Source organism: Pandoraea sp. NPDC087047 (genome assembly GCF_044745225.1).
GTDB lineage: Bacteria > Pseudomonadota > Gammaproteobacteria > Burkholderiales > Burkholderiaceae > Pandoraea.
In genome coordinates this window covers 410,187-435,135 of record NZ_JBIUZU010000001.1, presented here as the reverse complement: position 1 = coordinate 435,135, position 24,949 = coordinate 410,187, and the positions used below count along the sequence as shown (strand labels likewise).

The window sequence follows — 24,949 nt, the reverse complement described above, 5'->3', positions numbered from 1 at the left end:
ACAGGGGGCTTACTTCGGCTGTGCACCCAGCGTGAGCGTCATGTGACGGTTGACGTCCTTGTACAGCAGGTAGCGGAACGGGCCGGGACCGCCCGCGTAGCAGGCCTGCGGGCAGAACGCGCGCAGCCACATGAAGTCACCGGCTTCGACTTCCACCCAATCCTGATTCAGACGGTAGACGGCCTTGCCTTCGAGCACGTACAGGCCGTGCTCCATCACGTGCGTTTCCGCGAACGGAATCACGCCGCCGGGCTGGAACGTCACGATGTTGACATGCATGTCGTGGCGCATGTCCTGAATGTCGACGAAGCGTGTCGTGACCCAGCGGCCATCGGTGCCCGGCATCGGGATCGGCTCGACGTCCTGCTCGTTCTTCACGAACGGCTCGGGATACGGCAGTCCTTCCACGGCCTGATAATGCTTGCGAATCCAGTGAAAGCGCGCGGTGCTCTGGCTGTTGTTGCGCAGTTGCCAGTCGGTCGCGGGCGGAATGAACGCATAGCCGCCGGGTGTGAGGGTGTTGGCCTTGCCTTGAATCGTCACCGTGATTTCGCCCTCGACGACGAACAGCACGCCTTCGGCCTTGTCGTCCTGCTCGGGCTTGTCGCTGCCGCCGCCGGCACCGACTTCCATGATGTATTGCGCGAACGTCTCGGCGAAGCCCGAGAGCGGACGTGCCAGCACCCACAGCCGGGTGTTGTCCCAGAACGGGAGATGGCTCGTGACGATGTCGCGCATCACGCCCTTCGGGATGACGGCATACGCCTCGGTGAACATGGCGCGGTCGGTGAGCAATTCCGTTTGGCCCGGATGCCCGCCGTGCGGCGCGTAATACGTGGTCTTCGACATTGCTGTTTGCTCCTGAGTCATTCTGTTTTTCTCCCCATCGTTCGTCGTCCGCCGTCAGTCATTCGTCGACGGGCGCCTCGGCCACGATCTGCGCCTGGGGGCGCGCACAAACCGCTTCACCTCGGCACGACAAACGCGTGCGATGCCGCCGCCCGCTGCAGATGGCGGCGTCGCGCATGACAGTCAGGTCGGGGTGGACCCTGCTGTGTCTTGAAGCAGGGCGGGGTCCAGCGCGAGTTGCGCCGGGCCGCCCCAATAACGTCCATGACGAATCACTGCGCGGGCTGCCGGTGCGGCGGCTACGGCTGCGGCGGCGTTCGGTGCGTCGAGCACGACGAAGCTCGCTTCGTTGCCTGCGCGCAGGCCGTAATCGGCCTTGCCGACGACCGCGGCGGCGGCATTCGTCGCCATGTCCAGCGCGACGCACAGATCCTCGTCCGTATAGAAACCCGAGCGATAGCCGATGAGCATCGCGCGTTGCAGCATGTCGCCGTTACCGTACGGCCACCAGCTGTCCTGAATATTGTCGTTGCCCGTGAACACGCGCACGCCCGCTTCGCGCAGACGCAGGATCTGCGGGAACGCCCGGTCGCCGGGGGCGTTGGTCATGATCGAGATGCCGGCGTCGGCCAGCGCACGGGCGATGATGTCGAGCTCGGCGGCGCCAATGTCGCCCAAGCCGTAGGCATGACTGACGCACACGCGTCCCTGCAATCCGGCCGCCTGCGTGCGCGACGCGATGCGATGCAACTGCGCGAGGCCGATATCGCCGGGCTCGTGCAAATGGATGTCGATCTTCGTGCCGTGTTTCTCCGCAATGCCGAAGATCACGTTCAACTGACCGTGGGGATCGCCGTCGAGCGTTGTCGGGTCGATCCCGCCCACGACCTGAACCCCTTCGCGTACCGCGGATTCCAGCACCTCGGCAGTGCCCGGGCAACTCATCACGCCGGCCTGCGGGAACGCTACGAGTTCGATATCGAGCCATTCGCGCCACTTATCGCGCATGGCCGTGATCTCGTGCAGATGCGTGAGGCCGGTGCTGGCGTCGACGTCGACATGACAACGCATGGCAACCGTGCCGAACGACACCGTTTGCCGCATTAGCGTGTCTGCGCGCTGGGCCATTGGCGCGGCCGCGGCAATCTGCTGCTTCTCGGCGGCGAGACGCTCGCGCAGCGTGGCGGCCGGGCGATGGGCGCGCCAGCGGTCGCCGACGAAGCTCTTGTCCAGATGGATGTGCCCGTCGACAAAGCCCGGCAAGACGAGTTTGCCTTGCAGATCGATGACTTGCGCGCCTTGGGTGTCGGGTGTTTGCGGCAGGGGCGCGCCGACGTACGTGAAGCGTGCGTCGCGCGTGACAAGGGTGATGGGCTTGCCATCGGCATCGACGGCGCCAACGAAAACGCGATGATGAATGGAATTCGCGGAGCTCGGGGAACGGGTGGAACACATGGGTGCGGCCTCTGTACTGCCCGGGGCCTCGCTGGCGCTGCGTTGCGTGTGGTGGGCGCAGCCGCGCCGCGGGGTCTCGTGGGGGGTGAAACGGCGGGGTAAGCGTTACAAGATAGCGAACCGGTCGCACATCGACAAATTAAATATCAAAATGCGGGGCATTCGATTTCTGAATGGCTGGCGGCGACGCAAAAAGCGCCGGTGTACGGCGCTTGTCTGGGGCGTTCATGGCAGCGGGAGGCTTACGGCACAATGATCCGCAGCGGCCAGCGCAAGCGCCCAAGCACGTTCGCATCGCGATCCGTGACCAGGGCGTCGACACTCACCTCGGCCGTGCCACTGCCGACGACCGCCGCCTGCCAGAAAGCGTCCGGCGCTTCGTGTGCGACGGCCTCCTCGGGCGTGCCCGCTTGTGGCGCGTACCGCACGGCGTGTTCTTCGACGTGAAGCTGTAGCTTGCCCAGCGTGGTTTCGCCGTCAAGCGATAGTTGTAACAGCAGGGCATGTTCGCCGCGCATCGCGAGCGGGGTCCAGCGCAGCCGCAACTGCGCGCCGGGGCGCACGTCGATCTGCCAACTGGAGGCGCTCAAGCCGGTTAGCGCATCGCCACGGGGCGCCAGGGCGAAGCATTCGGCGCCGTCGACGTCCACGGGTTCGGTCGCCGCTTCGGGGTGTTTGTCGAGCAGTGTCACCGTATCGATGACGAGCAGCACATCGGCGATGGTGCCGGCGTTGCCGCTATCGCCGCCGTTGCCACCGTTGCCGCAGGTCTTTGCGTCGGACATGAAGGCTCCTCGCCTTGGACCGCCGTCGCCGCGATCCGCCTCGCGCGGAACCACGCGTGACGGACGGCGGCATGGCGTGGGTCAGTTGTTGCGAATGGAGATGAACGGATCCCACTGATAGCAGCCGAGCAGATTACCGCTGCGATCCAGGATCTGGAACTGGAAGTGATACGTCACGCGCCCTGTCTTGAGCGTTTCGCACGACCAGAAGTAGTTCGAGACTTCTTGTTTCTTCGGCTTGGTCGGGTCCTGCGGATTCGGCACCGGGATGGTGACTTTCGCCTCCCGTGGCGACGGCGGCGAGATCAGGTCGTTGCCCTGGTTGCCGATGAATTTGTAAAAGATACAGGACTGCTCGAAACCGAGCGAGAGAGAGCATTCGCGCCAGCGGATGACGTCCCCGACGGTCGCAGCGACATCTAGCTCGCCGCCTGCCTGTCCACTCACGACATTGTTCTGCGTCACGATCATGAAGACGTGCTTGAAGTCGATGACCGGCGGATTCGACATGCTGGAGTTCTTGCCGTACCGGTCGACGATCGTCTTGGTGTCGATGCTGACCAGTACATCGGTGATTTCTGACATGTGTTTCTCCACGAAAGGCTGAGTTGAACGCCGTCGATCAGGCGAGATGACGGCCCGGAAACGCCGCAACGCGTTTCACCGGTGAAGCATAGAAAGGGGATGGGGGATGGACAACCTCGCGCTGGCTGTGCACTTAAAGTGCAATCGGCGGGCGAAGCGTTGTCAGGCTTGGCGCGCGCCCGGGATACGCCCGATCGTCAGGCGCGCACCAAGCGGCGAATTGGAGGGATATCAACAAAACAGCCCATGCGCGATGTCGGCACGGGCTGCCGGGACTTTCGTTGAGCGGCGTCGTTACTGGCTTGCGGAGCTGTCGAGACGTCGCGGATCGATCTCCAGCGCCGTGCGCTGGCGGATTTCGCCGTTCGCGGCATCGCCGTCGCCCGCAGTGGCGCCAGACGGCTTGCCGGCGCGCGCCGCGTCGTTACGCATCACGGACTCGAGCAGCGTCATCAGATCGGTGGTGCTCGACGCGGAGAGCGGCGTCGTGACGTCGCTCACGAGCTTGGCCATCTCGTAGCGCTGCACCTGCGTCGTCTGGCGGACGGCGCGGCGAACCTGCGCGTGGGCGAGCAACCCGTCGCGGTAGCCCACGTCGACATGACTCGTTGCCGAGTCCTGGACTTTCAGATACTCGTAGTTCTGCGACTTCGGATCGCTCGTCAGATTCAGCGGCACGCCTGCCCAGAGCGAGCGGTGATAGCTCGCGGAGAGCGTGGCCTGGGTTTGCTGCTGGAGGGTGCGATTGAGCGTGTCCTTGCCGCCGATCTGGGTGTTCTGCGAGATCTGATAGTCGAACGTATCGGTTTCCGAGGGGCGCATCGGATTCGGTGCCTTCGTCGTCTGCGAAATCGACGCACTGAAGTCCGCCAGCCCGCTCAGCACCGACTTGTCGGCATTGCTCAGCGCAATGCGCGGCAACGTGGCCGGCGCCGGATAGTGGCTGTTCAGGTCGGTGAAGGCGGCTTTGAACAGGCGCATGAGCGAGGCGTCGCCGTTGCCACGGGTTTGCGCCGTGTCGAAGCGGGTGAGCCAGGCGTCGAGCGCGGCGGCTTGTGCTTTGGGGCTGCCGATGGTTTGCAGATTCTTCAGATCGACGTTGACGTCGAACTTGCCACTGGCGCCATCGACATGCATCGAGCGCTGCGTCGCATCGGCGTGGAAGCTGATGTCTTGCGGCGTAGTGCTGTTCGCGCCGAGCGTGGCCGACAGGTCGACGGACGTGAGCACCGACGTGTCGAACCCCGTCAGCCCGCTGAAATCCATGACCGGCGGCTGCTTGGCCAGACCGTTCACGGCGTTCTGGAACGCGTCGGCGAGTTTGCCGAGTTGATCGCGTTCGGCGTCCGTGAGGGTGCCGTTCGTGACGGAGAACTCGGCGGACAGCCCGTCGTCGTCGCTACCGAGCTTAACGCTCACTTGCGCACCGCTCGCGGTCGTGATCGACAGTGCAAAGCGGTTGTCGGCGCTCGACTGAAGCTTCGCTTGCTGCACCGCCAGATCGATGCCGGACGCAGGCGTGGCCGAGTTCGACCGGATCGCGCTCTGCGAGTACGACGTGGCCCCGGTGGCGATGGCGGACATCAGTTTCGCCCCGAGCTGGTCGAGACGGTTGCCCAGCGCCGATGTCGTGACATTGCCGGACATCAGCAACGAGAGCGAATCGGACGGTACTTGCCGCCAGACCAGCGCGCCGCCGTTGGCGACCGGCTGGGTGTACGTCGGCCAGTTGGCGACGGGCGGCGTCTGCGAGAGCGTGACGCGCGTCGAGTCCGTGGCGATCTGGGACGCCGTCAGGTTGGCCCCGGCTGTGCCGGACACACTGCCAGGACTGGTTGCGCGCGACGCAATGTTGCCGGTCGTCAACGGGAGAAGGTTGGTTGCCGTATTGATGGACATCATCGGGGGGCGTGTCGTCAGGCCTATTCTGGTAAGCCCCGGTAAGGAATTGGGGGCGATCAAGAGGATTAACGACTCGCAGACGCCATTATTTAATGCGGCCTGTCAATTTCCATGCGTACCATCGCGGTGCGCCTGACGGGCGGTGCGTCGCCCGCCGGCCCCGATCCCAGGCGGCACTTGCGTGACAACGCGAAATCATGGCATGATGAAACATCAAAAGTTACGTAAATGCGGGAGCCAGCCCATGCAACAAGACACCATCGCGATGTTCGATCAGCACGCGGCGACGTATGACCTGGTTTGCCCGTCAGGCACTTGAAGGTTGAGGTCACCATGAGAAGCGACAGCCGACTCTCCCGCATGCTCCACGTGCTGCTGCACATGGCGCGGCACGACGCGCCGTTCACATCCGAACAACTCGCTCAGATGCTGCGCACCAACCCCGTGGTGGTCAGACGCACCATGGCCGGCCTGCGCGACGCCGGTTACGTGCGCTCCGACAAGGGGCATGGCGGCGGCTGGTCCATCGCGTGCGATCTGCGCGACGTGACCCTGCTCGATATCCATCGCGCGGTGGGCGGCCCGAATATCTTCGCAATCGGGGTGGAAAGCGACAACCCGGAATGCGCCGTCGAGCGCGCCGTGAATGCGGCGCTCGACGATGCGTTGCGCGAGGCCGAGGCCATCCTCATCGCCCGGCTCGGCGCGATCTCGCTGGCCGATCTGGCCGACCGTTTCGACGCCCTGTGTTCGCAGCGCGAGATGTCGGCCCACTGAGCGTTGCCCTTCGCCGGTTTCGTCCCCGACTACTGCTGGGCCGCCAACTGCGCCTTGATGGCCGCTTCCGTCTTGTCGTAATCGCCTTCGCCGAAGTGGGTGTAGACGATCTTGCCGGACTTGTCGACGAGATAGAACGCGGGCCAGTACAGGTTGTCGTAGGCCTTCCAGGTCGCGTAGCGGTTGTCTTGTGCCACCGGATAGGTCAGACCGAAGTGGCGAATGGCGTCACGTACCTTGTTGGTATCGCGCTCGTATGCGTACTCGGGCGTATGCACGCCGACCACGACCCATCCCTGATTCTCATATTTCTGATACCACTGCTGTACATGCGGCAGCGTGTGGATGCAGTTGATGCACGAGTAGGTCCAGAAATCGACCAGCACCACCTTGCCGCGCAGTTGCTGCATTGTGAGCGGCGAGCTGTTGAGCCAGTTGTCGATGCCGGCGAATTCCGGGGCGGCGACACCGGTGACGGGCCGCGCCTGCGACGGCGCGCAAGCCGCGAGCCCGGTGAGGGTGAGGGCAACGAAGGCACTTCTGAGCAGCGTCAGCATGGCAATTTTCTCCTGAGAGCAGTGCAACGGTTTGGGTGAGTCGGTCGTGGTATTTCACTGCGCAGGCGTATCTGCCATGTGTGCGGGGGCCCCCATTTCGGCAATGTCGTGTATCCGGACGGCCCCCGGATGCACAGTGATACAAACGGGGGCGGCGTTTGGTCTATAAAGCAGTCAGCGATCGCGCCGCCGGCGCGGGCTCACCCCGGAGTCGAGATGTCGTCCGAACCGCTGCAAGGTTCCTGCCATTGCGGGGCCGTCCGTTTTGAAGTTCTCACGCCGGTCGAACCGGCCAGCCGCTGTAATTGCAGCCTCTGCCGTCGCAAGGGCGCGCTGATGTCGCCCGCGTTTCCCGAGGCCGATCTGCATATCCTCTCGGGGGCGGATGATCTGACCTGCTACCAGTTCAATACCCGTATCGCGAAGCACTACTTCTGCAAGCACTGCGGCATCTACACGTTTCATGCCTCGCGCACGCTCCCCGGCATGTGGCGCGTGAACATCGGCTGCCTGGACGGCATCGATCCCTATGCCCTGAACGCCTCGGTGGCCGACGGTCAGAAGCTCTCCGTGGTGGAGGACGCATGAGACGTCTGCTCAGTGAGCTGGCGTTTCTGGCGGGCGGCCTGAGTGTCGAAGCCGTCCATCCGCTGCAATGCGATCTCGCGCCTGCCAGCCGTCGCGTGTTGCCGGAAACCGAGCGGGCGCGGCGTCGCAAGGATCCGGATGTGTGCGCCGACGGCAACGGCCGTGCGTCGCAACCCCAGTCGCTATAATCGTTCGCATGGAAAAAATCGATCATGTGCTGATCGTCGACGACGATCGTGGTATCCGTGAACTCCTTGCCGACTATCTCGAAAAGAACGGCATGCGAGTGAGCGTGGCTGCTAACGGACGTGAGATGCGCACGGTGCTCGCCGACGGCGCGCCCGACCTCATCGTGCTCGATCTGATGCTGCCGGGCGAAGACGGTCTCGTGCTCTGCCGCGAGCTGCGCGCGGGCAAGTTCAAGGCGGTGCCGGTGCTCATGCTCACGGCGCGCAGCGAGGAGACCGACCGGATCGTCGGGCTTGAAATGGGCGCAGACGATTACCTGGCCAAGCCGTTTGCCGTGCGCGAGCTGCTCGCCCGCATCAAAGCCGTGCTGCGTCGCACACGTATGCTGCCGCCGGGCATACAGATCACGGAGACGGCCGAGATTCTCGGTTTCGGCGAGTGGCGGCTGGACACCACGGCGCGTCATGTTTGCGCGACGGCGCGCGTGAGCCTCGCTATATCAAGACGCTGCGCAACGAAGGGTATGTGTTCTGCGCGGCCGTCGCCATCGTTGCCGCTGCGCAATGACACCGACCTCGATACCGGCTTCGCCGTCGACCTCGCCGTCCCCGCCTCCCGGGCCGCAGAGACGGATTCACTGGCACTGGCCGCATTCGCTTTTCGCGCGGCTTGCGCTCATCCTCTTTGTCGGCCTCGCGTTGGCGCAGGCGCTTTCGTTCTGGCTCACGATGACCGAGCGCAATCGCGTGACGTCGAACATGATGAGCACCTATATCGAGAGCGAAGTCGCCAGTTCGGTGGCGTTGCTCGATCATTTGCCGGCGGCCGAACGCGCGCAGTGGTTGCCGCGTCTGGCGCGGCGCAGTTATCGCTTCGAGCTGGGGGACGGTGCTCCCCACGGGAAGTCCAACGAAAGTGCCGCAGTGCAAGTCGCGCGAGTGATCGAAGATTCCATCGGCGTGTCGTATCCGGTGACGGTCACTAGCGTGCCGGGCAACCCCGACGAGCTTCAGGCCCATCTGCGCCTGACCGACGGCTCGCCACTCACCATCGACGTCTTCCCCACGCCGAACCTCCCGCTCTCCGGCTGGCTGCCTGCTGTACTGGTGCTGCAACTGTTGCTGATCGCCGCGTGCTGCTGGCTGGCGGTTCGGGTGGCGACGCGTCCGCTCAATGCGCTCGCCAAAGCGGCGGATACGCTTGGCCCGGATTTGCGCGCCGAGCGTTTGAGCGAAGACGGCCCTTCGGAAGTCGCCCGTGCCGCCCGTGCCTTCAATGCGATGCAGGACCGCATCGGCGGCTATATGACCGAGCGCATGCAGATTCTCGCGGCCATCTCGCACGATTTGCAGACGCCGATCACGCGCATGCGTTTGCGCGTCGACACGATGGACGACGAGACTTCGGCGATGCGCTTGCAGCAGGATCTGAAGGAAATGGAATCGCTGGTCAAGGAGGGCGTGACGTATGCGCGGACGTTGCATGGCGCCTCCGAAGCCCCGTGCAAAGTCGACCTCGATGCGTTGCTCGACAGTCTCGTGTGCGATTACGTCGACGCGGGCTCGCCCGTCACGCTGGCGGGGCAGGTGGGCCACCCGATCGTGACGCGCCCGCAGGCGATGCGGCGCATCGTGGGCAACCTCGTCGACAACGCGCTCAAGTACGGCAGCGAAGCGCATCTGGAAGTGACCCGGCGCGCAGAGGGTATCGACGTGATCGTGACCGATCGCGGCCCGGGCATTGCGCAGGACATGCTCGAAGCCGTCTTCGCGCCGTTCGTGCGTCTGGAGACGTCGCGCAATCGGCACACGGGCGGCACGGGGCTGGGACTGGCCATTGCCCGTCAACTGGCTCAGGCGATGGACGCCACGCTCACGTTGCGCAATCGTGAGGGCGGCGGGCTGGAAGCGTGTCTTTCGCTCCGGGCGTAAGCCTCCGGGGGGGCGATTGAGCAGGGACTTTGTATCGTAGTTTGTCTGACGGTGTTGCCGGTACTTGCGATTGCACTGAGCGCCTCGTCAGACAAATTGAAGATACTTCCGAGCGGTTTAATGATGTCAACGGCGGAACGACAGAAGCACGAGGCAAACGCCTCAGCCAATCTGAAAAATTCCGCGCGTTACTCCCCTTGAATCCTTTGGAGTTTCACCATGAAAGCCCTTCTGATCGCTGTTTCGCTCGCGACCCTTGGCACCGCTGGCGTCGCTTATGCGGCCGGCACCCATGAAATCCTGACGAGCACCGGCAATGCCGTGTCGGCCGCCCACTGGACGCCGGACAACGGCCCCTCGCTCTCCACGGCACAAGTGAAGGCGGAATTGAAGACCGCCGAGGCGTCGGGCCAGATCGATCACCTGAACATGACGCTGTACAAAGGCGCATGACGACGGCATGCCGGGCACGGACGATCGAATTGACGGTCGGACTTCGCTGCTGCTGGCCCTTTTAGCCGAGTGTCTAAAAACCGGCGGTTGGATGCGTCTCCAACCGTCCGAGGCATGTGTCCCGTACTGCGCTGGCGGCACCCGAGGGGGGCCCTCATCGGCGCGGTATCGCGATACAAAAGCCACGGCCCGCGCCATGCAAAACACTGCGATGGGCGCGGGCCGTGTTATCGGATCAGAGCAGATCGGTGACTTGGGGATGCGACTTGATCGGATCGAACACGGTCACGCGGTAATCGGCGAGCTTGTGGATGCGGAAGGGGTCCTGCTCGATCAGGGCATCGAGTTCGTCGCGCGAGATCTTGCCCGAGACGAGGAAGACGCCGCCGTCGCGCGGCTGCTTCGGTCCGGAGGCGATGAAGATCCCGCGCTCGTAATGGGCGGTGAGAAACGCGCGGTGCGCTTCGAGCTGAGCGTCGATGGCGCTTAGCGGTTGCAGGTATGTCAGTTCGACGATGTACATCGGAAAGGCCTAGTCAAAAACACGGCAATTGCCGCTTGCGAGCGAGTGTAGCAATTCCTCTGCGCGTGCGTGAGGCAGCCCGGCGACGCGCCATTACCGCTCGTCCCGAAAAGCGTTATCACGGACACCGAATGTGCTTCATAGGGGTTCATCGACTTCCCTCGTCACGCCGTTTCCCCTACACTCGCACCGCCGTTGCCTGTTTCGCACGGCGCAACCGCGTTTCACGCAAACCGTTCCCAAAATGCCGAGCCGGACCCTTGAGGGTCCTGTAGCGCCTTGCTGCGCTTGGCTTTTGGCACGGCCATCGCTGTATAGGCGAATATATAACGAATGCCGAATGGCGACGAACAACAAGAACGAGAGGGGACAAAAGCAGTGCGCTTTACGATGAAGAAACTGTCGAAGCGGAAGCTTCCGTGGATGGTGGCGGCCGCGATGTCGTCGCCGATGAGCTACGCCGCCGAGGAACCGGTGTTCGAACTGGGCCGGGTGGACGTCACAGCGAAGAGCGACCGGATTCCCACCGGGACAGAGACGCTCGACGCCGAGCAGATCGAGCAGGCCAGCCGTCTGACGGTGGGCGCAGCGCTCGATATGCTGCCCGGCGTGAATATTTCAAAGGTCGGCCCGCGTAACGAAGAGATGGTCTATGTCCGCGGCTTCGACATGCGCCAGGTGCCATTGCTCATCGATGGCATTCCGGTGTACGTGTCGTATGACGGATACGTCGATCTGGGGCGTTTCACGACGTTCGACATCGGCACCATCGAAGTTCAGAAGGGCTACAGCACCGTGCTTGCCGGGCCGAACACGCTGGGTGGCGTGATCAATCTCGTCAGCAAGCGCCCGCAGAGCAAGTTCGAAGGCAACATCGGCGGCGGGTTGATGTTCGACCGTCAACTCGCCAACAACGGCTATCAGGGCAACTTCAACCTGGGCAGCAACCAGGGCATGTGGTACTTCCAGGTGAGCGGATCGTACCTGGAGCGCGACTTCTACACGCTCTCCGACACGTTCAAGGGCACACCGTACCAGGGCCCCGGACGGCGCAACAACTCGGATAGCCGCGACAGGAAGATCAACGTCAAGATCGGGCTGACGCCGAACGCCACCGACGAATACTCGCTGAATTACATCAATCAGCAAGGCTCGAAGGGCAATCCCCCTTACGCCGGAACCGATCCGACGCAAACGCCGCGCTACTGGCGCTGGCCGTACTGGGACAAGGAGAGCCTGTATTACATCTCGCGCACCCAGTTGGGCGACGACAGTTATCTCAAACTTCGTGCGTATTACGACCGTTACAAGAACGGGCTGAGCATTTACGACGACGCCACCTACTCGACGCAACTCAAGAAGTCGTCGTCGAACTCGTCCTACGACGACCATACCTGGGGCGCGAGCGCCGAAGTCGGTACGAAGCTGTTCGCCGCAAACACGCTGAAGTTCGCCGCGCATATCAAGAACGATTTCCACCACGAGATGAATGCGGGCAAGCCGGATCAGCATTTCGAGGACGCCACGCTGTCGTTCGGCATCGAGGACACCCACGAATTCACCGACCGGCTTTCCGCGCAGGCGGGCGTGAGCTACGACAAGCGGATCACGCGCCGGGCACGATGGGCACCGTGAACCTGTTCTATAGCGATATCCGGGATCTGATTCAGGGCACGTCCATTCCCGCCAGCGCGTGCAGCAGCCCGCCATGCACGCAGATGCAGAACGTCGGGCACGTGGCCGCGCAGGGCGTCGAACTGTCCGTCAACAGTCAGATCGGCGACAGCATCGAAGTCGGCGGCAATTACACCTACCTGAACCGCCAGAATCGCAGCGATCCGTCCATCGTGCTCACCGACGTGCCGCGTCACAAGTGGTTCCTGTACGGCCAATGGAACATCACATCGAAGATCGCGTTGAGCGGCGACACGGAGTTCACGTCGTCGCGCGTGAGTTCGAGCGATGGCCGCCGCGTGGCCGCAGGCTTCGGTATCGCGAACGCCAAGCTGGCGTGGAAGGTCGTGCACAACGTGACAGCCGAGTTCGGCGTGCGCAACATCTTCGATCGCAACTACGCCTACACCGAAGGGTATCCGGAGGCCGGGCGCAACTATTACGTCAATCTGAATTACGCATTCTGACGGAGCGGGCAATGCGGGAAAAAGGAAGTCTGTCGTGGGGGGGGCGAATTCGCGTGACGGCAGCGCTGGTCCTGGCTGTCGTGTCGGGTGGCGTCGTCTCGGCGCCGCGCGAGACGCTCACGGTCCTGACGAGTTATCCGGAAGAGGTCGTGGCGACATTCGAGCGTGCATTCGAGCGCCGTCATCCGGAAATTGCCTTGCGGATTCTGTGGCGTCAGCATCGCGACGCCTACGATTACCTGCAAGGGCCGGCGCAAGGGGGCGTCGACGTGTACTGGTCGCCGGCCGTGCGCAACTTTGCGGATCTTGGCGAGGAGGGTTCGCTGCGCAAGCTCGACGTCGATCTGAGCGGCTTGCCGTCTCACGTTGGCAAGTTCCGGATATCCGATCCGGATGGACGCTTCGTGGCGTCCGAGATCGCGGGGTTCGGTTTCATGGTCGATCCCGCCGCGTTGGCGCGCCAGGGCTTGCCTGCGCCGGCCACATGGCGAGACCTTGCGCTGGCGCGCTACCGGGGCCACCTCCTGTTTCCCGTGCCCAGTCGCGTCGGCTTCGCGCCGACACTGCTCGACGTGATGCTGCAATCGCAAGGCTGGAATGAAGGATGGGCGTTGCTCAGCGAAGCTGCGCCGAATTTCGTGTTTGCCGAGACGGGCGGCGCTTTTGCGAGTTTGTCGCAGGGCATGCGAGCGCCGTTGTCCGTGGCCGTGACGATCGACTTCTTCGCCAGTTCGGCAATTGCCAATGGCGCGCCGCTGGCGTTCGTCTATCCGCCGGGAACGGGCTATTCGCCAGCGCATATCGGCATCTTGCGCGATACGCCCCATCTCGACGCCGCGCGCGAATTCGTCACATTCGTGTTGTCGGAGGAGGGGCAACGCCTGCTGTTCGCGCCGGACGTGCGCAAGCTGCCCGTTCGCCCCAGCGTGTATCGCGACGCTCCGATGGGGACTTACGACCCGTTTGCCGCCAATGCGGCAACGGCCGACGTCACTTACGAGGAAACGCTCGGCCTTGCCCGTTATGCACTGGACAACGCCCTGTTCGACGTGTTCGTGACCCGGCGCAAGGCGGCCCTGACCGAGTTGTGGACTCGTTGGCAAACGCTTGCCGGGCAGGAGGATGGCAAAGCTCACGGTGTTCATGTTGCGACGGATCCGCAATGTCTCGCCAAGGCGCGCGCATGGCTGGCGCTGCCACCCATCGACGCCGCGACCGCGTCAGACCCTGAACTGCGCAAGACGTTTGACCGCAGGCGTCACGATCCGGCGGCCAAGGCGCAGGCCGATGCGTTTGAAGCGCGTTGGGCGCAGGTGCTGGACGGTCGTGCCGTGCAGGTGCGTCAGTGGCTTGCCGAGGGTGCGCGATGCCCGGATTGACGCTGCCGTGGCAGGCGTGGCTGACGACGATCGTCGTCGCCAGCGGGATGGGGTTCGACGCGCTCGCGCAGACCGCTGCCACGCCTGCTACATCGGTGACATCGGTGACATCGGTCACGCGCGAGGCCTTCGGTCAGCCGATGGCGTTCGTGGTCGATGACGACGCGTCTCTCGCGACGTTCGCGCAGGGGCGGTCGCTGTTCCGGCAGAGTTGGGTCGTCTACCCATCGTCAGATCGCCGCATCGCGGGGCTTGGTCCCGTCTACAACCAGATCTCATGTATCGCGTGCCATGTGAAGTTCGGGCGCGGCAATGCACCGCTCCGCCCCGACGAGGCGCCTCGCGGACTGCTGGTACGCCTGAGCGTGCCGGGAAAGACCGCGACAGGCGCACCGCGCGAGCATCCGCATTACGGCGATCAATTGGGTGACAAGGCAATCCCCGGCGTGCCGGCAGAAGGGCAGGTGCGTATCCACTACACGGCGCGCAGCGAGACGTTGGTGGGGGGCGAGACGGTGCAATTGCGCGTGCCCCATCTGCGCGTGAGTGAGCTCGCATTCGGTCCATTGGAACACGGCACGATGACGTCGGTGCGTGTCGGCTCACCCGTCTATGGTCTGGGCTGGCTCGAAGCCGTAGATGACGCCACGCTTCACGCGTTGGCGGCGCGCCGCTTGCCGGATGGCGTGCGCGGTCGCGTCAATCGCGTGTGGGATGTGAGCGCGAAGCGGCAGGTGGTCGGGCGCTTCGGGTGGAAGGCCAATCAGCCGTCGATCCGGCAGCAGATCGCGAGCGCGTTCGTGGGAGACCTCGGCATTACATCACCGGTGTTCCCGAAGAAGTCGTGCCCGTCCGTGCAAACCGCATGTCGTGCTGCGCCGACCGACGGCGAACCGGATCTCACCACGGCGCAACTCGACGCCATCGAGTACTTCCAGCGCACGCTTGAAGTCCCGGCACGGCGAGACGTCGACGAACCGCAAGTCAGACGCGGTGAGCAGCATTTCGGTCAAGCCGGTTGCGCTGCGTGCCACGTCCCCAAGATGCGCACCGGCGCATTCCCACCGCTGCGCGCGATGGCGAATCGCGAGATTGCGCCATACACCGATATGCTCCTGCACGACATGGGGCCGGGGCTTGCCGATGGGCGTCCCGACTTCCTCGCGGGGCCACGCGACTGGCGCACGCCGCCGCTATGGGGATTGGGCCTGAGTGCGCTGGTCAACCCGGAAGCCGCCTACCTGCACGATGGACGCGCTCGCACCTTGCAGGAAGCCATTCTCTGGCACGGCGGCGAAGCGCAGGTCTCGCGCGAAAGATTTCGCGCGATGACGCCGCAAGCCCGTGCCGATTTGCTGCGCTTCCTCGTGTCGCTGTGATCGCCATGATCGCAGCGATGGGGTTACCGCTCCAGCCCCGCGCGGTGCTTCTGATACTGAATTGCCGATACGATGGCCACCCGGCGGATCGGCTCGGGCGGCAGCCACGTGGGCCGTTCGAAACCCAGCGCATCCGCTAGTTCGGGGGACTGTTGGCCGCAGGCCATCTCGCCGAGCAGCTTGCCGAACATGCTGCCTTTGAGCACGCCGGCGCCATTGCATCCCAGCGAGGTAAACAGCCCTTTGCGCACTTCGCCGAAGTACAGCGCGCCGTTACGCGTGAGCGCCGTCACCCCGCCCCAGACATGCTCGAACTTATGCGAAGCCAGGTGCGGATAGCGGCGTTGATAGGCGTCGGTGAGCATGGCGCCGACGTCCGCCATCGGGCGCTCCTTCTCATACGAATAGGCGCTGCGCACGACGAAGCGGCCGCCGAGCGTTTTGCGCAACGTCGTGCCGAGCCGGTTGGCGGGGATCACGCCCCACTCGCGAGCCGGGCCGAGCTTGGCCAATTCGTCGGCGCAGAGCACGGGGGTCATCGCGGCATACGTGTAGATCGTGAACACGCGGTCCCGCGCGAGCCCGAGTTTGCTGGCGAACCCGTTGTTGGCGACGACGACCTGCGCGGCACGCAGTTCTGCTGTTGCCGTCGTTACCGTGAAGGGCCCGGTGCCGTTTAGCGACACGACAGGCTCGTTCTCCCAGAGCCGGACGTTGGCGGGCAGACTGTCCGCCAGTCCGCGCACGAGCGCAGCCGGTTGCACGAAGACATTGTTGTCCGAGTGATAGCCGTAGCCGTAATAGTCCGTGCCGATCTCGTTGCGCAGCGCGTCGCGCGACAGTTCCCGGTAGGTCACACCCCACTCGCGGTATTGCGCCAGCGTGTCGCGTAGCCGCTGCTCGCCCTCGGGCGTGGCGGCCGCGTGGTACTTGCCGACCGGGTTCCAGCCGCAATCGATGCCGTGCGTGGTAACGAGTTCGTGAAGCCACTTCAGGCCGATGTCATACAGCCGGATCTGCTTGCGCGCGATCTCCACCGGACTGCCGTGGCCGCCCATGCCGGTGTTGTGCGGCAAGTTGATGAGGAAGCCCGAGTTGCGTCCCGCCGAGCCGTTGCCGACGGTGGTTGCGTCGATTACCAGTACCGACGCATCGGGACGCAGTTCCGCGATGCGGCGCGCCGCCGCCAGCCCGGTGAACCCCGCACCGATGACGATGACGTCGAAACTGCGCTCCACCGGCGCCCGCGTGTGCGGCATGCGAGCCGGCAGCAGAGCGTTCCAGCCGGCACCCGCCTGGTAAGCGGGAAAAGTGTCCCGCGAAGCGCGGGGGGAAGTGACGTGATTGGACATGACGATAGAGATGCGGGGGCTTATCGGATACCGCGAATATTGCGAATGTCGCGAGCGTTGCGAATGCTGTCGGCGCCTCGGCAGACCTACGCTGCCTGACTCTCCAGACTGCGCATCACCTCGGTTTGCACGGTGCTCCAGATTTGTGACTTGAGTTCGTTGTAGCGCGGCGAGAGCTGGACCTGTGCGTCGCGCGGCATGGGCAGATCGTTCGGCAGATCGCAGGCCACCCGGCCCGGACGCGCGCTCATGATGACCATACGCGTCGAGAGCATCAGCGCCTCGTCGATCGAGTGCGTAATGAAGACGATCGTCTTGCCGCTCTTCTGATAAATCTGGAGCAGCTCCTCCTGCAGCACCTGACGCGTCATCGCGTCGAGCGCGGCGAACGGTTCGTCGAGCAGAATGACGTCCGGGTCGTTGGCGAGCACGCGGGCAATCGACACGCGCTGACGCATGCCGCCCGAGAGCGCCTTCGGATAGCGATCCTCGAAGCCCTTCAGGCCCACCATCTCGATATAGCGCCGGGCCGTGGCATAGCGCGTGGCGCGGTCAATGCCCTTCATCTTCAGCCCGAACGCCACGTTATCCAGCACGCTCAGCCAAGGGAACAGCGCGTACTGCTGGAACACCATGCCGCAGTGCGGATCGATGCCCTTGACCTCGCGGCCGTTCACGCGGATCTGGCCCGTTGTCGGGTCGTCGAAACCGGTGATCAGATTGAGCAGCGTCGACTTGCCGCAGCCCGACGCGCCGAGCAGCACCACGAATTCGCCGCGCGCGATATTCATATCCACCCGCTCAAGCGCCTGAAAGTCGCCATAGCGCTTCGATACACCGTCGATGGCGATCATCGTCTGCGTGTTGTCGGCGCACGTCGTGCCGTGCGCCGCCGGCATGCCGGCGTGAGAATCGATGCGATCGTTCATGCTTGCCACCTCAACACCTTGCGCTCGATAGCGCGAAATACGATATCCGTCACCAGCACCGTGACGCTGATCATCACCATGCCCAGCACAACGACTTCCGTCTGGAAAAACTCCTTGCCGTTCATGATGAGGAAGCCCAGCCCTTCACGTGCCGCCACGAGTTCGGCCGAGATCACGCACGTCCACGAAAGCCCGAGAATGATCTTCAGACCCGAGAGAATCTGCGGCAGGCTCGCGGGCAGAATCACCTCACGCATGACCTGCCAGTTGCTCGCGCCCAGATTCTTCGCTGCACGAACGAGCAGCGGATCGACATTGCGCGTGGCCTCGATCACATAGACCAGCGCCGGGGCGAACGTCCCCATGAACACAATGCTGTACTTCTGCGTTTCCGAGATACCGAACCACAGCAGCGAGAGCGGAATCCAGCTCATCGACGGCAGCGGGCGCAAGAACGACAGAATCGGGTCGAACGCCGCGCGGGCGTAGCTCGACGTGCCCAGCACGATGCCCAGCGGAATCGCCACGACCGTGGCGGCGATAAAGCCCGTCATCACCCGCCGGGTAGACGCCAGCACATTCGAGAGCAGCGTGCCGTCGGCCAGCATCGAGACGATACGTTCGCCCACGGCAGACGGCGGCGGCAGGAACAGGGGATCGATGATCCCGCTGCGGCAGGCGGCTTCCCACGCCAGCAGGAACACCACCACGGAGGCAAATCCCACACCCAGCAGCGTGGCGCGGGACGGTTGACGATGATTCACAATCAGACTCCTCAAGCGTGTGCCGGTACGTCATCGGGTCAATCGGGTGCGTACCGGCGCGCGGATGCTTACAGATACGACGTGTTGATCCACTGGCGCACCTGCGGCGCCTTGTCGATCTGCTTGTACGTCACCAGCATTTCAGCCAGACGTTGCAGACCGTCCACATAACTGCCCGGAGACTTGAGCAATTGCGTTTGCTGGGCGAGGCTGTACCACTCCGCGCCCTTGATCGTCTCGATTTGATCCAGCGCCGACATGCCCGTCAGCGGGACCAGCAAGCGCGCGGCCTCATCCGGCTTGTCGCGCAGCGTCTGGCAAGCGTCGAAATACACCTTCAGATACTTGCGAACCGTGTCACCGTTCTTCTCCGCCCAGGCGTTGCGCACGATCAGCACGTCCGGACCCGGCGTCACGTTGTACTTCTTGTAGAGCGAGAACTGCGTGTCGTCGGCCAGCAGCTTCATGCCCGACATTGCGCGAATGCGGTTGAACTGTGGCGTCCAGGCGGCTGCGGCGTCGATCTGACCCGACTGAATCGCACCGGGGATCTCGGGCGCGGGGACATTGAGCACCGTCACATCATTCGACAGACCGGCGCTGCCCAGCAGATCGAGCACCAGCAGATGCGCGCTCGATGCGAACGTTACGCCCAGCTTCTTGCCCTTCAGGTCTTGCAGCGAATTCACGCCGTCCCGCACGAACAGGCCTTCCACGCGACCGAAACTCTCCGGTACTGCGACGATAGAAAAGTGCTTCGAGCCGCGTGCCATCAGCGCGAGGGCCGACACAATGCCTGTGCAGGCGATATCGATGCCGCCCGAGAGCACCGCGCTCATGCGAGCCGACGACGTGCCGAACGATTGCCACTGCTGATCGATGCCGGCGCTCGAGAACGCGCCGGACTTCATCGCCAGATAAGCCGGATAGTGCCCGAGCCAGGCCGAGCCGCCGTACTGCACCGTGGTGGCATCTGCTGCGCGGGCGATGCCCGGCAGGGACAGACCACCGGCGGCGGCAGCGGCCGACATGGCGGCACTCGTGTGGAGGAATTTGCGTCGTGAGAGGTTCATGCGTGTCTCCTTTGTAGGCTATGTGTTATTCGCGTTGAACGATGGGCGCGCTTCAGGTGAAAATCATCTGGCCCGGCGCCCCGGGCGGTGGTTCAGCACAGTGCCAGCCGTTCGCCTAGCCAGGGCATGATCCGGCGCAGTTCCGGAAAAGCCTCCTGGGCGAGTGCGAGACGACCGGCGAGAAAACATTGCGATGCCATCTCCGAGACCTCGCCTTCGCGCGACACCTGATAAATCGTTCGCGAGAGCGCGGGGCCGGGCAGTGGCAGGGCGGCGACTTGCGGGAGCGAGGCGCGGCCTTGCAACAGACAGAGCGGCGTCGCGATCGTGAAACCGACCTCGGCGGCGACCATCGACATCACCACATCCGACGTATCGATTTCCAGGTGCATACGCGGCGAGTGTCCGGTGCGGCGCAAATGGCGCTCGATCACGGCACCGAAGTGGGAGCGTCCGGAAAAACGAATCAGCGGCATCGAGCGGATCAACTCGCTCAGATCCGCTTGCGCGAGCTCCGCCTCGCGCGTTTTCGGCACCACCACAATGAACGGTTCCGTGAAAATCGGCCGGCGCACCAGGCGCTCCATGTCGTGCATCGGATCGCTCGTCACGATCAGATCCAGTTGCCGGGCGAGCAACGCCTGCGCGTGTCCGTTCGCGAGCCCCGACCAGAGCAGCAGTTCGCTCGTGCTCCCCGACATTTGCCGCACGATGGAGGGGCCCACCGTCGCGGCGAACGAATCGATCATGCCGACACGGACGGCGGCGCGGCTGGCGACATCGGCGTCTTGCACCTGAGCGATGAGGCGGTCCATGTCGTCCACGATCTGGCGGGCATGGCGAGAGAGGGCCAGACCTGCCGGGGTGAGCTTGAGAGGGCGGCGCGAGCGATCGAGCACACGCGTGCCGACCGTCTGTTCGATTTGCGCGATTGCTTGAGAGATGGCCGATTGCGTGACGCCGAGCGTTTCGGCGGCGCCTGAGAGGCTACCGGCTGACGCCACGGCCTCGAAGATCCGCAACGATCTGACGTCGAGGTCTGCGCGCTTTTTCATCGGCGAGTCTCCATTCCGGGTGGCGCGAATCGGGGGCGGAATTGCCTTCCTGATGTATCGCGGTGAATTGGTATAAGAATTTCTGTGGATTGTAGGGACGAGGAGGGAAAAAACAAAACAAAGTTAAGTAAAACTAATACTTGGTATTAGGGCATGAGAATCCAGAGGTGTTAAAAGCGGGAATGGGAGCCAAATGTCTTGGCAGATGAAACGTGGAGTATCGAAGGTGGGGCGAGAGGGTTTCTGTTGAGGGGACGAGGGAATTGAGAGAGACGGACCGGGGCCCCTTTCTGAATCGAGTTGGGTCTATGTCTGAGAGGCGGAAAGGGGCCCCGGTCCGTCTGACTGAGGGGGGGGTGAAGTGGGTGAGGCGGGGGTGAAGTGGGTGAGGCGGGGGAGAAGGGAGAAAAGGGAGAAGGGAGAAGGGAGAAGGGAGAAGGGAGAAAAGTGAATCGCCCAGACAGAATCCGGGGCGTAAAAAATTACGCCCCGGAAAAAACGGTGAAACGATCAGAGCAGCCGATAAGCGAGCCGAGCGGCCACACGTGCACCGGTGCCTTGAGGATCGAAGCGGGGGTTGTACTCCGCTATATCGGCAACACGCAGTTTGCCGGAGCGGCGAACGTGCGTGACGATGGCTTCGACGACCGAGATCGGCACACCGTATGCGGCGGGCGCCGACACCCCGGGCATCACCGGGGCCGGTAGCACGTCCAGATCGATCGTCAGATAGACGTGAGCCACATCCGCCATCAGGGCATCGATTTGCGCGAGGCGCTCGTCCAGATGACGGTCCTGCATATCGATGTCTTCGACATACGTCACCTTCAGCGCGTTGGCGCGTTCGAACAACGACACCGTATTGCTCAACCGGCTTACGCCCAGACAGGCATAGTCGAACGGCAGTCCCGCCGACTCGCAAGCCTGAGCGATCTGATCGAACGGCGTGCCTGACGTACCCGGGCGGGCCGTGCGCAAGTCGAAATGCGCGTCCAGATTCAGGATCAGCACACGCGAGCGGTCGCCCTGAGCGTCGAGATGCGCGCGCAAACCCTGCCACGTGCCCCATGCGATCTCGTGTCCGCCGCCAAGCACCACCGGTTGTGCCCCGGCATCGAGTTGACGGTGCACCGCGTCGGCGAGCGTCTGCTGCGAGGCTTCGAGGGCATCGCCGTCGCAGGTGACGTCACCTGCGTCATACAGACAGGCAATGTCGTGTGCCGGCAGGTTCGCGAGGGCGCGTCGGATCGCTTGCGGGCCTTCGGCGGCGCCGACGCGTCCCTGATTGCGTTTGACGCCTGCGTCGCAGGCAAAACCGAGAAGGACCGGGGCGCTGCCGGACGAGACCTCCGTGCCCGGATCGATCCGCCGCACCACGTTGAAAAGACGGCGAGTGTCGCCTCGCTCCCCCGTATCCGTGCGGCCTTGCCAGACCGGCGTGTCCTCCGATACCGGCTTCAGTTGCGTTGCCATGCCAATGTCTCCTCTTCGCCGGATGTGTCAGACGCTCGGAAGGTCGCGCCACTCACCGTTGCGCACCGTGCGCGAGGGGAGCTCACCGCCAAGCCAATAGGCCAATTCCGCGGGACGGTCGATTTCCCACGCCACGAAGTCGGCCGTCTTGCCCGTTTCAATCGTGCCGTGCGTGTCGAGCATGCCGAGTGCTTTCGCGGCATTTCGCGTAACGCCCGCGAGCGCCTCCTCCGGCGTCAGTCCGAAAAGCGTGCAGGCCATGTTGAGCATCAGACGCAACGATAGGGCGGGCGAGGTGCCGGGGTTCAGATCCGACGCCACCGCAATGTCCACGCCATGACGCCGTAGCAGATCGACCGGCGGGCGGCGCGTCTCCTGCAACATGTGGAAGGCGCCCGGCAGCAGTACCGCAACCGTGCCCGCGCGGCCCATTGCCGCGGCGTCTTCGGCGCTCATGTATTCCAGGTGATCTGCCGACAATGCCCCCAGCTCCGCTGCCAGGCTCGAACCGCCGAGCGGCGAGAGCTGCTCGGCGTGCAGCTTCACCGGCAGCCTCAGCTTTTGCGCGCGCAGCAGCACGCGCATCACCTGCGCCGGGGTGAAGGCAATCGTCTCGCAGAAGGCATCGACGGCGTCCACCAATCGTTCCTCGGCGAGCGTGGGCAGAATCTCGGCGCAGACGTAATTCACATACTCGTCCGCCTTGCCCGCGAACTCCGAGGGCACCGTGTGGGCGGCCAGACACGTCGTCTTCACCGTGACCGGCAGCGTCTCCCCGAGCCGACGGGCTACACGCAGCATCTTGCGCTCGCTGTTCAGATCGAGCCCGTAGCCCGACTTGATCTCGACCGTCGTCACGCCGTCGCGCATCAACGCCAGCAGCCGCTTGCGCGCCGACGCGAAGAGTGCGTCCTCCGTGGCGTCTCGCGTGTGCCGCACCGTGTGCTTGATGCCACCGCCCGCCGCCGAAATCTCGGCGTAGCTCACGCCTTGCAGGCGCTGCTCGAACTCGAGACTGCGATTGCCGCCGAACACCAGATGCGTATGACAATCGATCAGACCGGGCGTGACCCACGCCCCTTGCAGATCGATACACTCGTCCGCGCCCGAGGCCGGGCGCTCGCCGCGCGGGCCAACCCACTCGATCCGCTTGCCGTTCGTCACGATCACGGCATCTTCGATAGCGTGGTAGCGGCCGTCGCGCATCGTTGCGACATGGCAGTGCTTCCAGTAGGTATGTTTCATGGGTGGCTTATTCCAGACGCATTTGGTTGCGCAGTTGCGCTTCCTTGGGTTTGACGCCGAACTGATACGCCATCGACATCAGCACGATCCAGCCAGCGCCGACATAGAGCGCGACACGCGTGTCTTCCATATAGCCCAACACACCGATCACGAAGCCCATGAAGGCGATGGCCAGCGCCGGGCCGACCGGCCATAGCGGCACCTTGAACTTGAGCGCAGCGACTTCGTCAGCCGACAGACGGCGGCGCATCGCGACCTGCGAGAGCAGGATCATCAGCCACACCCATACCGTGGCGAACGTGGCGATCGAAGCGATAATCAGGAACACGCCTTCCGGAATCAGGTAGTTGAGCACCACACCGCCGAGCAGCGCGGCCGTCATCACGAGCACGGTGACCCAGGGCACGCCATGGCGCGATGTCGCCGAGAAAACCGCCGGGGCCTGACCATGCTCGGCCATGCCGAACATCATGCGACCCGCGCCGAAGATATTGCTGTTGATGGCCGAGATCGCGGCGGAAATCACGATCAGATTGAGAATGGCGGCGGCCGACTTGATACCCAGACCCGAGAAGATCTGCACGAACGGGCTGCCCTGGGAGCCAATGCCGGTCCACGGGAAGATCGTCATGAGCACGCACATCGTGAGCACGTAGAACAGCAAGATGCGCAGCGGCACGGCGTTGATCGCGCGCGGGATCACCTTCTCGGGATGCTTCGCTTCGCCGCCCGTAATGCCGATGATCTCGATGCCGCCGTATGCGAACATCACCACCGCCAGCGATGCGGCCAGTCCGCCCCAGCCGTTTGGCAGGAATCCGCCGTGCGACCACAGATTGCTCACCGCCGGCGCATGTTCGTTATGCAGTTGCACCCCGGCAAACAGAATGACGGCCCCGCCCACGATCATCGCCACGATGGCGACAATCTTCACCAGCGCCAGCCAGAACTCCATCTCGCCGTAAACCTTGACGTTGCAGAGATTCAGGGCGCAGATCACCATCACGATGCCGAGCACCCAGATCCATTGGGGAACGTCCGGGAACCAGAAGCCCATATAGATACCGAAGGCCGTTACGTCGGCAAGGCAGACGATGACCATCTCCAGAATGTACGTCCACCCCGTGAGAAACCCGGCCAGCGGCCCGAGGTTGTCGCGCGCATAGCGGCCGAACGATCCGGATACCGGCTGACGCACGACCATTTCGCCAAGCGCTCGCATCACCATGTAGACGGCCGCGCCGCCCACGATATAGGCGAGGATCACGGCGGGGCCGGCGAGTTGAATGGCCGAGGCCGAACCGTAGAACAGGCCGGTGCCGATGGCGGAACCGAGGGCCAGGAAGCGGATGTGCCGCGCACTCAGATTGCGTTGCAGGTTTTTCAAGCTGTCTCCTGAAGGCGTGATGCGCCAGCCCGCGTTTGCGGGCGGCGGGTGAAATCGGGTTGTACGCGTGCTGAATCGACCGGCGAACCGGTGGGTCGGCACACGAAGGGCATCCCGCTACGTCGCAGCGCCGGCGCGCGAATCACTGTTCGTTTCGCCCCGGCAAGGCGGAAATCGG

24 protein-coding genes and 1 pseudogene are annotated in these 24,949 nt (G+C 63.8%); 10 read left to right on the top strand and 15 right to left on the bottom strand.

Translation table 11 applies throughout. The annotated features are described in order from the left end of the window. Positions 1 to 9: 9 nt before the first annotated feature. From ACIPHM_RS01830 to ACIPHM_RS01810, 5 genes are all read right to left on the bottom strand, one after another. Positions 10 to 849 (bottom strand): bifunctional allantoicase/(S)-ureidoglycine aminohydrolase, encoded by an 840-nt coding sequence (locus ACIPHM_RS01830; protein ID WP_400323914.1) that lies wholly within the window; start codon positions 847 to 849, stop codon positions 10 to 12. 183 nt (positions 850 to 1,032) lie between these two features. Beyond that, entirely contained in the window at positions 1,033 to 2,268 is a 1,236-nt protein-coding gene (locus tag ACIPHM_RS01825; protein ID WP_400324305.1) for an amidohydrolase family protein, read from the bottom strand. 278 nt (positions 2,269 to 2,546) lie between these two features. Further along, positions 2,547 to 3,089 (bottom strand): AidA/PixA family protein, encoded by a 543-nt coding sequence (locus tag ACIPHM_RS01820; protein ID WP_400323911.1) that lies wholly within the window; start codon positions 3,087 to 3,089, stop codon positions 2,547 to 2,549. An 81-nt stretch (positions 3,090 to 3,170) separates the two neighbouring features. After that, a complete protein-coding gene (locus ACIPHM_RS01815) occupies positions 3,171 to 3,674 on the bottom strand; it encodes an inclusion body family protein (protein ID WP_400323908.1) in 504 nt (167 codons plus the stop codon). Between the two features lie 294 nt (positions 3,675 to 3,968). Beyond that, positions 3,969 to 5,576, bottom strand: coding sequence for a hypothetical protein (locus tag ACIPHM_RS01810; protein WP_400323905.1), 1,608 nt, complete (start codon positions 5,574 to 5,576; stop codon positions 3,969 to 3,971). A 333-nt stretch (positions 5,577 to 5,909) separates the two neighbouring features. Between ACIPHM_RS01810 and ACIPHM_RS01805 the strand changes: the two genes are divergently transcribed. Beyond that, positions 5,910 to 6,353 (top strand): Rrf2 family transcriptional regulator, encoded by a 444-nt coding sequence (locus tag ACIPHM_RS01805; RefSeq protein WP_400323902.1) that lies wholly within the window; start codon positions 5,910 to 5,912, stop codon positions 6,351 to 6,353. A gap of 29 nt (positions 6,354 to 6,382) precedes the next feature. Here the strand turns inward: ACIPHM_RS01805 and ACIPHM_RS01800 are convergent, their stop codons facing one another. After that, entirely contained in the window at positions 6,383 to 6,910 is a 528-nt protein-coding gene (locus ACIPHM_RS01800) for a thioredoxin family protein (protein WP_400323899.1), read from the bottom strand. Positions 6,911 to 7,126: 216 nt separating this feature from the next. Here ACIPHM_RS01800 and ACIPHM_RS01795 point away from each other — a divergent pair, with 216 nt between their 5' ends. From ACIPHM_RS01795 to ACIPHM_RS01775, 5 genes and pseudogenes are all read left to right on the top strand, one after another. Continuing rightward, positions 7,127 to 7,498 (top strand): GFA family protein, encoded by a 372-nt coding sequence (locus ACIPHM_RS01795; RefSeq protein WP_400323896.1) that lies wholly within the window; start codon positions 7,127 to 7,129, stop codon positions 7,496 to 7,498. Next, on the top strand, positions 7,495 to 7,686 hold the full coding sequence (locus tag ACIPHM_RS01790; protein ID WP_400323893.1) for a hypothetical protein: 192 nt from the start codon (positions 7,495 to 7,497) through the stop codon (positions 7,684 to 7,686). The genes ACIPHM_RS01795 and ACIPHM_RS01790 overlap by 4 nt, the downstream gene beginning before the upstream one ends. 8 nt (positions 7,687 to 7,694) lie before the next feature. Next, a pseudogene (locus ACIPHM_RS01785) lies at positions 7,695 to 8,254 on the top strand (response regulator). Then, positions 8,251 to 9,618: an ATP-binding protein gene (locus ACIPHM_RS01780; protein ID WP_400323890.1), complete on the top strand. Its 1,368-nt coding sequence runs from the start codon at positions 8,251 to 8,253 to the stop codon at positions 9,616 to 9,618. The pseudogene ACIPHM_RS01785 and the gene ACIPHM_RS01780 overlap by 4 nt, the downstream one beginning before the upstream one ends. 219 nt (positions 9,619 to 9,837) lie before the next feature. Continuing rightward, complete coding sequence (locus ACIPHM_RS01775; RefSeq protein ID WP_400323887.1) at positions 9,838 to 10,071, top strand: hypothetical protein; 234 nt, start codon at positions 9,838 to 9,840, stop codon at positions 10,069 to 10,071. A 235-nt stretch (positions 10,072 to 10,306) separates the two neighbouring features. Here ACIPHM_RS01775 and ACIPHM_RS01770 read toward each other — a convergent pair whose 3' ends face one another. Then, the gene (locus ACIPHM_RS01770; RefSeq protein ID WP_400323884.1) at positions 10,307 to 10,594 is read right to left on the bottom strand and encodes a YciI family protein; all 288 of its coding nucleotides are present in this window, start codon (positions 10,592 to 10,594) and stop codon (positions 10,307 to 10,309) included. 390 nt (positions 10,595 to 10,984) lie between these two features. Between ACIPHM_RS01770 and ACIPHM_RS01765 the strand changes: the two genes are divergently transcribed. From ACIPHM_RS01765 to ACIPHM_RS01750, 4 genes are read left to right on the top strand one after another with little or no spacing between them, the layout of a single operon-like run. Further along, entirely contained in the window at positions 10,985 to 12,229 is a 1,245-nt protein-coding gene (locus ACIPHM_RS01765) for a TonB-dependent receptor plug domain-containing protein (protein ID WP_400323881.1), read from the top strand. After that, entirely contained in the window at positions 12,226 to 12,735 is a 510-nt protein-coding gene (locus tag ACIPHM_RS01760) for a TonB-dependent receptor domain-containing protein (protein ID WP_400323879.1), read from the top strand. The genes ACIPHM_RS01765 and ACIPHM_RS01760 overlap by 4 nt, the downstream gene beginning before the upstream one ends. An 11-nt stretch (positions 12,736 to 12,746) precedes the next feature. Then, positions 12,747 to 14,114: an ABC transporter substrate-binding protein gene (locus tag ACIPHM_RS01755; protein ID WP_400323876.1), complete on the top strand. Its 1,368-nt coding sequence runs from the start codon at positions 12,747 to 12,749 to the stop codon at positions 14,112 to 14,114. Then, positions 14,102 to 15,493 carry a di-heme oxidoredictase family protein gene (locus ACIPHM_RS01750; RefSeq protein WP_400323873.1) on the top strand — a complete coding sequence of 464 codons (1,392 nt, stop codon included), beginning with the start codon at positions 14,102 to 14,104 and terminating at the stop codon, positions 15,491 to 15,493. Before ACIPHM_RS01755 ends, ACIPHM_RS01750 begins: the two co-directional genes overlap by 13 nt. A gap of 23 nt (positions 15,494 to 15,516) precedes the next feature. Here the strand turns inward: ACIPHM_RS01750 and ACIPHM_RS01745 are convergent, their stop codons facing one another. The 8 genes from ACIPHM_RS01745 to ACIPHM_RS01710 form a co-directional block, all read right to left on the bottom strand. Continuing rightward, positions 15,517 to 16,845, bottom strand: a complete 1,329-nt coding sequence (locus ACIPHM_RS01745; RefSeq protein WP_400323870.1) for an NAD(P)/FAD-dependent oxidoreductase — start codon at positions 16,843 to 16,845, stop codon at positions 15,517 to 15,519. A gap of 86 nt (positions 16,846 to 16,931) precedes the next feature. Continuing rightward, complete coding sequence (locus ACIPHM_RS01740; protein WP_400324303.1) at positions 16,932 to 17,699, bottom strand: ABC transporter ATP-binding protein; 768 nt, start codon at positions 17,697 to 17,699, stop codon at positions 16,932 to 16,934. Positions 17,700 to 17,770: 71 nt separating this feature from the next. Beyond that, positions 17,771 to 18,538, bottom strand: coding sequence for an ABC transporter permease (locus ACIPHM_RS01735; RefSeq protein ID WP_400323867.1), 768 nt, complete (start codon positions 18,536 to 18,538; stop codon positions 17,771 to 17,773). A 68-nt stretch (positions 18,539 to 18,606) separates the two neighbouring features. Then, entirely contained in the window at positions 18,607 to 19,611 is a 1,005-nt protein-coding gene (locus ACIPHM_RS01730; RefSeq protein WP_400323864.1) for an ABC transporter substrate-binding protein, read from the bottom strand. Positions 19,612 to 19,703: 92 nt separating this feature from the next. Continuing rightward, positions 19,704 to 20,666, bottom strand: a complete 963-nt coding sequence (locus ACIPHM_RS01725) for a LysR family transcriptional regulator (RefSeq protein WP_400323862.1) — start codon at positions 20,664 to 20,666, stop codon at positions 19,704 to 19,706. Between the two features lie 510 nt (positions 20,667 to 21,176). After that, positions 21,177 to 22,139: a formimidoylglutamase gene (hutG, locus tag ACIPHM_RS01720; protein WP_400323859.1), complete on the bottom strand. Its 963-nt coding sequence runs from the start codon at positions 22,137 to 22,139 to the stop codon at positions 21,177 to 21,179. 27 nt (positions 22,140 to 22,166) lie between these two features. Then, positions 22,167 to 23,384, bottom strand: a complete 1,218-nt coding sequence (gene hutI / locus ACIPHM_RS01715; RefSeq protein ID WP_400323856.1) for an imidazolonepropionase — start codon at positions 23,382 to 23,384, stop codon at positions 22,167 to 22,169. A 7-nt stretch (positions 23,385 to 23,391) separates the two neighbouring features. Further along, positions 23,392 to 24,771, bottom strand: coding sequence for an amino acid permease (locus tag ACIPHM_RS01710; RefSeq protein WP_400323853.1), 1,380 nt, complete (start codon positions 24,769 to 24,771; stop codon positions 23,392 to 23,394). Positions 24,772 to 24,949: the final 178 nt, after the last annotated feature.